A 9,649-nucleotide genomic window follows, 5' to 3' on the forward strand; every position below is an offset into this window, starting at 1 on the left:
GAATAGCAACCCCCGTGATGTGCTTGGCTTCCTGGCTTGCGAGGAACAGCGTGTTGGCTGGTTGGCTGTTCCGGCCTGGTTGCCTATTGCGCGTCGAAGCGCGCCGTCGTTTTGCTGACGCGAGCCCTGGCTCTTGACCACGCCAAAGAGGACATCAGCATCAATGCGCCGTGGACACGCCCATGCTTGTGTCGGCCCATAGCAAGCCGATTAGCCTCGACGAGGTTCTCCAAAGAAATGTTGATTCAATACCCCAGAGCCGCGTGGCTAAGCCGAAAGAAATCGCAAGTCTGACCATTGGAGGCAATGTTGACGATGCCGCCGCCAGTCGTCCGCATAGCCTTCACTGCGGCGCGGCTGAAGTAGAACACACCGTTGACATTGGCGTCGAACGTCAGGCGCCAATCGTCATCCGTGGTTTCGAGGGTGCTTCCACGCCGAATGATCCCGGCGCTGTTCACCAAGACGTCGACCTTTCCGAACAATTAACCACCTGGTCGGTGAAGGCCGAGTCAGCCACATCGCCGAGCATCAATTCGGCCTGACAATTGAGATTCTGAACCGACTCCAAGTCTCTTTTGCCCCGCTCCCGATCGGGGCGAACCAATACGAGTGACGCCCCTGTACCTTCGTGGTGCCATGCTCAGAACCCGAACTCCTGGCAGGGCAAACGTAGGCGCTGGCGCTCCTCGTGTCGCCTTGCATCGGCTGCCAGTTTGTCGTCAGCGAGATTTGCGGTATCGAGGTCATGGCCGCTCGTCCGTCGGTGCGCTGACCTTCTCGGGCACCCGGAACACCCAATAGTGCGCGTCCTCCTCGGCGACGTATCTGCCGTTGCTTAGACACTGTGCCGGTAAAAGGACGCCCTCATCCTGCAGACACCGCACCTGGTCTTCAAAGAATGTCGTCTCCGCATAGCTCTTGCGGGTGCTTGCAATGACGAAGCCGTTCGGGCGCGTGACGCGAGCCAGCTCGCGCAACCCATCCGGTCGGACGTGTCCGAGCGTGAGGACGCCGCAGCAGACGGTCAGGTCATAGCTCGCGCTGGGGTAGTCGGAGAGCTGCCCGTTAAGGTCGACATACCCTCGGGCATGGCGGTAGACGCCGGTTTGCCGGGCCTTTTCGGCCATCTCTTCGGAGAGATCGAATCCGTCAATCAACCGGAAGCCGAGGCGTTCCAGTTCCACGCCGACGAGCCCTGTACCACAGCCAGCGTCCAGGATTGCTATGGCATTTCGCTGCCCGGCCAAATAGGCCGTCTGCACGGCGCCTGCCAGTTCCGCCACGATCAAGGGCCCGCAGTACCCGACGCGGGCCTGATCCTGATCGAAGGCACTCGCCCATCCGCGATATAAGTGGGCCAAGCGAACGGCATCGCCATCGAGGTCATGGGATGCCTTCATGCGCTCTCGTGCGGCTTGATCCGGTGCTGTCTGCCGATCCAGGGTGTTCATAACAGTTCCTCCGTGTAAGGGCAGATAGGTGCGGCACTGCATTCATGGGCGCGCAATGGACGTGGCTGAAACCACGAACTATTCTTTGCAGCTACGCGGGCCCGGCGGGATTGGTCAGCAATTCCCGACCCTGGCTGCTGCCGGTCCTGCATCGACGCTCTCCACGATAAGCCATCGGCACTCCCAAGATGGGTATCAGAAAAAGACGATTTGGTACTCTCAAGAGCGACTGTACCAGCGGCACGGAGGAGAAAAAAGGTGATTTTTGAGAATATTATATTACGCTACGTTACTAATTTGAGATATACGTCGTATTTCTACTTAACTCGCCGGTGGCCGATTACGCACTGGCCCGCATCAAGCAGGGCGAGGGGGTCTTTGCTGATCAGACCAACCCCAGCGCGGCGATAGTCGCCGAACTTTCGGAAATCATATGGTCGACTGTAATATCATCATGCTATGCCCCAAAGCGCGACATGCGCGGTATCAGCCAGATCGGCGCGAACGCATCGGTGGAGGCAATCGTGACATCCGGGAGCGACCGCCGCGTTTAATGGTCGTGACGACATAGGACGCCTTGGAAAAAATGCTTCCCAGCTCGGTGTAGAGGTCTTTGCCAGCGCTGGTAAGCACCACGCCGGTTCCTGGCCTCACAAACAGCGGAACACCAAGCTCGTCCTCAATGACTTTGATATGCCGAGTAATCTCTCCCGATGTCACGTTCAGCTCGGAAGCTGCAAGCTCGAGCGAAAGATGGCGTGCCGATGCCTCGAATACCTCTAGGGCAGTAAGGACAGTGAGGGAGGGGAGATCATAATAGGGATGGGCCATCGAACACTCCAATCAGATCGGCAGTCGCGAACCGAACGACCGGGTATCCACGTCGTCCTCTGGACCATAAAGGTCTGCCGCCAGTCTACAGGCGTTTAAGTTGAGAGACTGAATAGTCACAACGGGCTCCGTGACGTAACCGCGGCCGTCCGCCGTGACCCGAGCAAGTTGCGTGCCAGTTGGCGCACGTTGTGAGTTGCACCACTCGTCCATATCGACAGGCCGCCCGCCCGACCGTTTCGTCAGCTTTCCGACATTCTTGCCCAGCTTCGGACAAAAGTTTGTGGATGGCGAGAGGTGGGATCCGGTCACCCTTCATGCGCACGAAGCCTTCGTCCCTGATCTCGATCCGGATGGCGTCGAAGAAGACGAGTGTATAGACCGCATCGAGCGGCCGGTTCGGACATTCGGCCACTTCAGGCATGGCGTTGGTGATGGCCGAGAATCATCGATCCTCCTCCAGATGGCCGCGGATCTTCGCGCACGCTCATGCCGCGCGCAAATATCGACGTGATCGTGGCGCCGAAGTCGGCAAAGCGGCGCTGATTTCAGGGGCAGGTCACGCCCCTTATCCATAGCGCCGGCCCGACCCCCATTCTTTTGTTTGGGCTTCCGACATTGTGTCCAACTTCGAACAAAAGAATGTTTGCGGAATTGTTCCGGCGACGCCTCGTGGCTGCCAAAGCAATGTGATTGCATAGCCTTAATTCAATTGGCGTGGCGCTTGCTCCAGATTCTAGTAACCCCAGAGAAAGCACGTAGAAAACAGGAACAGGGTCATTGCTGATACCGCAAAGCTCTAAAGAAGCGCCTGAGAGGGCCATCCCTGTTCCCGCTGAATATCGGGACATAGTACACTCCAGAGGTCCGTGCTCCGTAGCTGTATTGCGCATGATTGGCCTGAGGCCGATACGCCGACGCGTGGCGCTCGCCGAATTGCCGTGGCTTCATCAGCATGTGCTTGCGGAAGAAATCAATCAAAGGGCCACCCCACTGGCAACCTTCTACAACGCGCTGAACAGTTCCGCGAACCAGGGCTTTCACGCATTCTCAGAGTTGACACATCATACGCCTGTTTCGACGCGGACACTTCCGATCGCCATCACCTTTTTCCTCGAGGACGAGAATCGGATAGCCGATGTCCCTTCAGGCGACACCGGCGTAGGGCCTGCCCGAGCCGCCCGAAGGCGCCCAGATCACCCATACCAACTGGTTGTTCGGAACCACCAATCGCAAAGTGGCGGTGGAGTACGTGAACCCGAACATAACCCAGGCCCTACTGCAGCGCGGTCTAGAGGTGATTGATGCGGTGGACATCGTCGAAGGAGCGCGGATTATCAAATCAGATGACGAGATAGCGTGTATCCGCTGGGCATGCGCCGTCGCCGAGCACGGCATTGCGCGCATCCAGGAGAGCATGGGGCCAGGCGTAACGGAAGTGCAGCTTTGGGGAAATCTAAACTATACCAACCTTGCCAATCAGGGCGGCTGGCATGAGGGACGAATGCTAGCTTCCGGGCCGCGGATTAATCCGTGGCTCCAGGAAGCCACCCAACGAGTCATTGAGGAAGAAGACCTAGTGGGATTTGACACCGATATGGTAGGCCCATTTGGGTATTTCTGTGATGTTTCACGGACATTCTACTACGGGAAGGATTAGCCTAGCGCTCGGCAGCGCCAGTTGTACCAAGCTTGCCTATGACGAATTGCAGACGAACATAAAGCTTATACGTCCGGGCCCCAGCATGAAGGATCTACAGGCGTCAGCTTGGCTGGTGCCCGAAGAATTCCGAGAGCAGGCCTACCCCTGCGTTATACACGGTGTCGGAATGTGCGGTGAATATTCGCAAGTTAAACCATAATTTCGTGGACCGGTCGCGTGTATGACGCGAAACTCGAAGCAGGCATGGTCATATGCGTTGAAAGCTATATTGGTGCCTTCGGCGAAAGAGACGGGTAAAGCTGGAGGAACATCTGCTTGTGACCTCCGACGGGTATGTATCGCTATCGAATTACCCGTTTGAGGAGCGTCTCTTGGATCCATCAAATACTACATGGAGGCGGGACTAAACAACATAATTCAACAAGGCTAGGAGTAACCTAATGATCTATGAACTGCGGCATTACGTACCGATCGAGGGAATGAAGGACAAGATGCGAGAGCGGTTTGCTCGTGATAGCTTGCCGCTTTTCAGAAAGACGGGAATTAAACTAATGGATTTTTGGGAAACTCCGGATACCGGCGAGATTTGGTATGTCGTTGAGTGGCCAAGTGAGGAAGCTGTGAAAAAGGGCTGGGAAGATTTCGTTCAGACACCGGAATGGAAAGAGATCGCGGCACGCACCGAGCAGGATGGCCCGCTGTCGACGAGCCGAGGGATCGTGTTGAAGCGGCCCGATTTCGTCAAATCTGAATGGCCTATGCCGCTCCACGTACCAGATCATCAGTGATAGGCGCGCGCTGGAACGCCATGGCCGGCCCGATCGCGTAGTCATCGACGGCAGCCAGACCGACCGGGAGGCATCATCTCCTGCGACACGAGGAAGATGACGACCAAAGCGTGGGTTGGCCTCACCTTGTGTCCACTCGGCCTTGGCCACGACTCGGCGCCGGCAGCTCCAGCTCTTGCGGGTGGTCCACTGGAAGTCCTTGAAGCGGCGGGCGGGCCGGCTGGTGAAGGCACTCTCGGCTCTGGCCTCCTCCAACTCAGCCCCGATGTGCCGGACCAGCCGGACATTGCGAGCCAGGCCGAACAGGTAGTCGACGGCATTGCTCTCGCACCAGGCCATCAGCTCCACGCGGGCGAAGCCGGAATCGGCGCGCAGCACGATGCGCACCTTGGGCCAGCGCTGGCGTAGGGGTGCACGATCCGCTCGATCTCCTGAACGGAGCCTGCCGACGCATCGATGTTGGCGGGCCGCAGCTTGGCGCACAGCAGGTGATCGCCACGGAAGATATAGAGCGCAGGTAGCAGTAGTTGCCGTAATAGCCGTGGAAGAAACGCCTCTCCTGGTTGCCGTGCAGGGGATCGTCGGTGGCGTCCAGATCCAGCACGATCTCCTCGGGCGCAGCCGCGTGTGCACCCACGAACAGCTCGACGAACAGCGCCTCAATCGCCGCCGGATCATGGCTGATCTTGTGATAGCGCGAAGGCTGCGGCCGGCTCAGTTCGAGCCGGTTGAGCGTCGACTTGCCGGCCACCGCCGCACATTTCTTGTGACGGCGCGCCTTGAGCTTGCCGACCAGCACCGCCATCACAGGATCATGGCGCAATTCGTCATGGTCATTCAGGTCTTCATAGCCGAGCGCCAGCGCCAATGTTCGCTGCCCACCAGCGTCTCGACCTTCGTGCTCGATCAAGTCCGGATTGCGAGCGTCCACGAAGCAACGGGCAAAGCGGCCGACCAGTCCAATCGCCCAGTCCGTCAGCCCCAGCAAAAGCGCGCCGGCATCCGAAGTGATCGTCCCGCCGTCAAAGCCGGCCACCACGGCGCGCTTTTCAACAGCTCCAAAACCAAACCATTCCGCGCTACACTCTGTTTGCATCGGGGAACACCTCTGCCTCGGGTAAGTCTCAGAAGCATTTTCCCTGATTCGGAGCCCCGATGCACTTCAATTTCGTGAGATATCCGGGCTAGATCGCGGGTGAACCGCCGCACCACATGCAGTTGCTGGATACCCTTCTCGTTGAAGAAGGCGAGATCAGCGCCGGTCTGGAGGAACAGCTTGGTGACGACGGTTGCAACGCCATCGAAATGCCCAGGACGGAACGCACCGCACAGGCCTTCGCTCACCCCACTCACCGAGACCGTGGTGGCAAAGCCTTCCGGATACATGTCCGCCGCATCCGGCGCGTAGAGCAGATGGGCGCCGAGCGGCGCGAGCTTGGCCGCGTCGTCATGCTCGGTGCGCGGATAGGCCGTGAGATCCGCCTCGTTGTTGAACTGCCTTGAATTGACGAACAGTGTCCATAATGATCTGGTCGGCCCGGTCGAGAGCAGCGCGCACCAGGCTTAGATGGCCCTCATGCAGGGCGCCCATGGTCGGCACGACAGCGATCTTGAGGCCATTCTGCCGCCATGCGGCCACAGCCGTGCGCAACTGGGCGACGGTTCGTGCGATCGAATGCTCATGCCGCTTCTCCTGCTCTGACGGTCCTTCTCATCGCCGAACACATGGTTGGGTTCCGGAAACGGCGCTCGCGCACCTCTTCTGCGTAGGCCGCGATCGCCGCCTCGGCGGACTGCCCGAGCTCGGCGTAGCGCTTGACGAATTTCGGTCGAAAATCTCCAAACATGCCCAGCATGTCGTCCACCACCAGGATCTGCCCGTCGCAGGCCGGCGAGGCACCGATGCCGATCGTCAGGATTGGGAGTTCGGCCGTAATCCGGCGGGCGAGCCCCTCAGGCACTTTTTCGAGCACGACCGCGAAGGCGCCCGCCTCGGCCACCTAAAGGACGTCGCGCCGGATGCGCTCGGCAATCTCGCCTCGGCCCTGCACGCGATAACCGCCGAATGCATGCACGGCCTGCGGCGTAAGCCCAACATGGGCCATCACCGGCACACCGCGAGCGGCGAGAAAAGGGATCGTCTCGGCCATTGCCTCGCCGCCATCAAGCTTGACCGCCGCGCAGCCGGTCTCGGCCATGACCCGTGCCGCGTTGCGGAAGGCCTGCTCAGGAACGGCATGTCGACGACCATCAGCGCGCGTTCGAGACCGCGCCAGACCGCCTGCCGTGCATGGTCATCATGTCGAGTGTGGCTCCAAATGTGGTCGGCAGGCCATGAAGGACCATGCCGACGCTGTCGACGAGAGGCGCCGGGGCGATATCCATCAGCAGTCTCGGCCTTAGTCCTTCGAATCAGCGAAGGGGACATCGACAGCGCGCATTTGGGCGTCAGAGTACTCCCACATCCTCAGCCTTTGAGTGCGAAACGGTTGCCGCCTTTGATGTCCCGCCGCGCCGACGCCACTCTTCTCCATTCGCTACTCCCTGTTCGCTGTTGGCTCAGTTCATCGCTTCCACGCACATGGCGACGCCCATGCCGCCGCCGATGCACAGCGTGGCGAGGCCCTTCTTGGCACTTCTGCGGCGCATCTCGTAAACCAGCGTGTTGAAGATGCGGGCACCGGAGGCGCCGATCGGATGGCCGATGGCGATGGCGCCGCCATTGACATTGACGATGGACGGGTCCCAGCCCATGTCCTTGTTGACGGCGCAGGCCTGAGCGGCGAAGGCTTCGTTGGCCTCGACCAGGTCGAGATCGCCAACCGACCAGCCGGCCTTGGCCAGCGCCTTGCGCGAGGCGGGAATAGGCCCGGTGCCCCATGATCTGCGGATCGACGCCGGCGGTCGCCCAGGACACGATGCGCGCCAGCGGCGTGATGCCGCGCTTCGCGGCTTCCGCTTCGGTCATCAGCAGCACGGCGGCGGCGCCGTCATTGATGCCGGAGGCATTGGCGGCGGTCACCGTGCCGTCCTTGTCGAAGGCCGGTCTCAGCTTGGTCATGGCCTCGATCGTGGCGCCGTGGCGGATATATTCGTCCTGGTCGACAATGGTGTCGCCCTTCTTGCCCTTGACGGTGAAGGCCACGATCTCGTCCTTGAATTTGCCGGCCTTCTGCGCGGCCTCTGCCTTGTTCTGGGAGGCCAATGCGAGCTGGTCCTGGTCATCGCGGGTAATCTGGAACTGGCGAGCGACGTTTTCGGCCGTGTTGCCCATGTGGTAGCCATTGAAGGCATCCCACAGCCCATCCCTGATCATGATGTCGATCATCTTGTAGTCGCCCATCTTGACGCCGGCACGCAGGTGTTGAGCGTGCGGGGCCAGCGACATCGATTCCTGCCAGCCGGCGACGATCACCTTGGCGTCGCCTGTCGCGATCTGCTGCATACCGAGAGCAATAGCGCGCAGACCTGAGCCGCAAACCTGATTGAGGCCCCAGGCGGTGGTTTCCTTGGGCAGGCCGGCATTGATGGATGCCTGGCGGGCCGGGTTCTGACCCTGAGCGGCGGTCAGTACCTGACCGAGGATGACCTCGTCGACCTCGGCCGGCTCGACACCGGCGCGAGACAACAGCTCCTTGATGACCACGGCACCAAGCTCATGCGCCGGCGTGGCGGCGAAGGCGCCGTTGAAGGAGCCGACCGGCGCGCGCGGCACCGCAATGACGATGGAAGTCTTGCTCACGATGGCTTCCGCTGTTTTTAGAACTGCACCCTGGCTTCCGGCGCGGACGCATTAGGCTCAGTTGACGATCGTTGCTTCAGTTGTAGAAGTTTGCACTTGATCGGACAGTTGGCGTCTGAGAATGGTCGGTTTTGCCTGTCCGATAGGATCAGGCAGCGATCATTTTCTCCTTCGCCAGCGGGGCCGTGTCAAGGAAGGTCTGCATCGGCGTCTTGCCGAAGCACCAGCGGCCCTGATGTGGGCGCTGCTCATTGTAACTTCTGACCCATTCATCCAAATCGGCCTGCAGCTCCTCGATCGAGCCGTAGATCTTCTTCCTGAAGGCGACCCGGTAGAACTCGTCCAGCACCGTCTTGTGGAAGCGTTCAACGATGCCATTGGTCTGCGGGTTCTTGGTTTTGGTGCGGGAATGATCCACGTCCTCAACCGCCAGATAGAGCTCGTACTCGTGGTGTTCGGGATTGCCGCAATATTCGGTGCCGCGGTCGGTCAGCACCCGGCTTAGCTTCACCTCGTGGGCGTCGAAGAACGGCACCACGCGGTCGTTGAGGAGATCGGCGGCGGTGATCGGCGTCTTGCGGTCATATAGCCGGGCATTCACTCTCGAACTGACCATGCGCCCCCTTGTCCAGCTTGGCCTTTTCCAGCGCCGCCAATTGGCTCTCGGTGAGCACGATACCGTCTTGGGCGACCTTGGCCTCCAGCGCCTTCAGCCGCTTCTTCATCGTCTCCAGATCGTGACGCTGCCACACCCCGCGGACGCCCGACGGCGAGACCGAGTGGCCGCGCATTTCGTTGGCGATGCGGGTCTGCCCATAGGCGGGATATTCCAGCGTCAGCTCGAGGATGATCGCCTCGACCTGGGGCGGCGTGCGGTTGGCCAACAGCGGCTTCCGGCGCGTCAGTCCTGCAGCGCCAGTTCGCCGCCGGTCTCGTAAAGCTCCTTGAAGCGGTAGAAGCTGTCGCGCGAATAGCCCATCATCTTGCAGGCCTGGCTGACATTGCCGAGCTGTTTGGCCAGCTCCAGCAGCCCCACCTTGGCGCGGATGATCTTTTGGTCCTTGGTCATGTCAGTGTCCTTTCTAACGCCGAGGCCGGGCGCTGCGAACCCTGACCACTCCGCGCCCGGCCTCGGCTCAAGCTTCAGCCTAGATGTTTGATCCCAGGCTTT

The 9,649-nt window shown here is 60.1% G+C and carries 9 protein-coding genes and 6 pseudogenes; 6 read left to right on the top strand and 9 right to left on the bottom strand.

What is annotated here, in order from left to right; genetic code table 11:
- The first annotated feature begins 36 nt into the window (after window positions 1-36).
- Both BQ8482_RS35560 and BQ8482_RS40845 read left to right on the top strand, forming a co-directional pair.
- Window positions 37-294: an SDR family NAD(P)-dependent oxidoreductase gene (locus tag BQ8482_RS35560; protein ID WP_123151805.1), complete on the top strand. Its 258-nt coding sequence runs from the start codon at window positions 37-39 to the stop codon at window positions 292-294.
- The gene (locus tag BQ8482_RS40845; protein WP_425294169.1) at window positions 183-545 is read left to right on the top strand and encodes a hypothetical protein; all 363 of its coding nucleotides are present in this window, start codon (window positions 183-185) and stop codon (window positions 543-545) included. Before BQ8482_RS35560 ends, BQ8482_RS40845 begins: the two co-directional genes overlap by 112 nt.
- A 201-nt stretch (window positions 546-746) precedes the next feature.
- On the opposite strand, the gene BQ8482_RS35575 is transcribed toward BQ8482_RS40845, so the two are convergent.
- The 3 genes and pseudogenes from BQ8482_RS35575 to BQ8482_RS39910 all read right to left on the bottom strand — a co-directional run.
- Window positions 747-1,454 (bottom strand): class I SAM-dependent DNA methyltransferase, encoded by a 708-nt coding sequence (locus BQ8482_RS35575; RefSeq protein WP_123151808.1) that lies wholly within the window; start codon window positions 1,452-1,454, stop codon window positions 747-749.
- A 486-nt stretch (window positions 1,455-1,940) separates the two neighbouring features.
- A complete protein-coding gene (locus BQ8482_RS35580) occupies window positions 1,941-2,285 on the bottom strand; it encodes a LysR family transcriptional regulator (protein ID WP_244603119.1) in 345 nt (114 codons plus the stop codon).
- Window positions 2,286-2,598: 313 nt separating this feature from the next.
- Window positions 2,599-2,830, bottom strand: a pseudogene (locus BQ8482_RS39910) (transposase); the annotation flags it as partial.
- Between the two features lie 707 nt (window positions 2,831-3,537).
- On the opposite strand from BQ8482_RS39910, the gene BQ8482_RS38850 reads away from it, so the two are divergent.
- The 3 genes and pseudogenes from BQ8482_RS38850 to BQ8482_RS35605 form a co-directional block, all read left to right on the top strand.
- Window positions 3,538-3,945: a M24 family metallopeptidase gene (locus BQ8482_RS38850; protein ID WP_208867955.1), complete on the top strand. Its 408-nt coding sequence runs from the start codon at window positions 3,538-3,540 to the stop codon at window positions 3,943-3,945.
- A 443-nt stretch (window positions 3,946-4,388) separates the two neighbouring features.
- On the top strand, window positions 4,389-4,736 hold the full coding sequence (locus BQ8482_RS35600; RefSeq protein WP_123151807.1) for an NIPSNAP family protein: 348 nt from the start codon (window positions 4,389-4,391) through the stop codon (window positions 4,734-4,736).
- Between the two features lies 1 nt (window position 4,737).
- Window positions 4,738-4,826: pseudogene (locus tag BQ8482_RS35605) on the top strand (IS6 family transposase); the annotation flags it as partial.
- 15 nt (window positions 4,827-4,841) lie between these two features.
- Here BQ8482_RS35605 and BQ8482_RS35610 read toward each other — a convergent pair.
- The 5 genes and pseudogenes from BQ8482_RS35610 to BQ8482_RS40850 all read right to left on the bottom strand — a co-directional run.
- Window positions 4,842-5,832 (bottom strand): annotated as a pseudogene (locus BQ8482_RS35610) (IS1380 family transposase); the annotation flags it as partial.
- Between the two features lie 89 nt (window positions 5,833-5,921).
- A pseudogene (locus tag BQ8482_RS39915) lies at window positions 5,922-6,408 on the bottom strand (4-phosphopantoate--beta-alanine ligase); the annotation flags it as partial.
- A gap of 41 nt (window positions 6,409-6,449) precedes the next feature.
- Window positions 6,450-7,094, bottom strand: a pseudogene (gene panB, locus BQ8482_RS35620) (3-methyl-2-oxobutanoate hydroxymethyltransferase); the annotation flags it as partial.
- Window positions 7,095-7,295: 201 nt separating this feature from the next.
- Window positions 7,296-8,478 (bottom strand): annotated as a pseudogene (locus BQ8482_RS35625) (acetyl-CoA C-acetyltransferase).
- Window positions 8,479-8,626: 148 nt separating this feature from the next.
- Entirely contained in the window at window positions 8,627-9,094 is a 468-nt protein-coding gene (locus BQ8482_RS40850) for an integrase core domain-containing protein (RefSeq protein WP_425294166.1), read from the bottom strand.
- On the opposite strand from BQ8482_RS40850, the gene BQ8482_RS40855 reads away from it, so the two are divergent.
- Window positions 9,074-9,148, top strand: a complete 75-nt coding sequence (locus tag BQ8482_RS40855; RefSeq protein WP_425294168.1) for an EspF repeat-containing protein — start codon at window positions 9,074-9,076, stop codon at window positions 9,146-9,148. The genes BQ8482_RS40850 and BQ8482_RS40855 overlap by 21 nt on opposite strands.
- 231 nt (window positions 9,149-9,379) lie before the next feature.
- Here the strand turns inward: BQ8482_RS40855 and BQ8482_RS40860 are convergent.
- Window positions 9,380-9,649, bottom strand: a 270-nt coding sequence (locus BQ8482_RS40860; RefSeq protein ID WP_425294167.1) for a helix-turn-helix domain-containing protein, incomplete at its 5' end; no start/stop codon positions are given.

Origin of the sequence: Mesorhizobium delmotii (assembly GCF_900149755.1) — a bacterium.
GTDB lineage: Bacteria > Pseudomonadota > Alphaproteobacteria > Rhizobiales > Rhizobiaceae > Mesorhizobium > Mesorhizobium delmotii.